Annotated in this window: 1 protein-coding gene; it reads left to right on the top strand. The window is 31.8% G+C overall.

All coding sequences use genetic code 11. From position 1 onward, the window contains the following. Positions 1-58 precede the first annotated feature (58 nt). On the top strand, positions 59-487 hold the full coding sequence (locus tag RCF13_RS09170) for a hypothetical protein (RefSeq protein ID WP_308141084.1): 429 nt from the start codon (positions 59-61) through the stop codon (positions 485-487). The last annotated feature ends 73 nt before the right edge of the window (positions 488-560 follow it).

Here is a 560-nt window from a genome sequence, read left to right as displayed (position 1 = left end):
TAAGTATTGAAACTATGAAAAGTTATTACACGAAAATCTATGAGGGTGAATCTTAATTTTGGGCAAGAATAAGAACGTTGTAAAACATAATAATAAAAAAACCAAAGTTCCACAAGACGCTCTCATGATTAAAGACAATGTTGATTATTTCAAACTAAATCCTGTGTTTAAATTTTCAAGCATAGATAAAAATAAATGGACTTTGTATGAATGGGCTCCTAACGAACTTAAAGATTTAATGAACACATTCAATCAAATGGAGCAATTAACATGGAATGATGTATTGAAACATTCGGGACTTAGGGTTAAGATCATTAGAGACATAAAACAACCGCCTCATATTTCGCCAGATGAGTCTATTTACGAGATAAGAGTATGTAAAGTGAAAAGAATTTTTGGATACATAGATAAAAATATATTCAACTTGGTATGGTTTGATAGAGAACATAGCGTATGTCCAGAAGGCAAAAATAGGAAATATGGATAGCGTTAAAAGGGAATTACAAGTACGAATTCCCTCTTTTTTTACCCTTCACACCGAACGCAAGTTCTGAGAGTAT

It is taken from the genome of Stenotrophomonas maltophilia group sp. RNC7, from assembly GCF_030910085.1.
Taxonomy (GTDB): Bacteria; Pseudomonadota; Gammaproteobacteria; order Xanthomonadales; family Xanthomonadaceae; genus Stenotrophomonas; species Stenotrophomonas sepilia.
The sequence above is the reverse complement of the archived record's forward strand: the minus strand, read 5'-3'. Positions and strand labels throughout refer to the sequence as shown.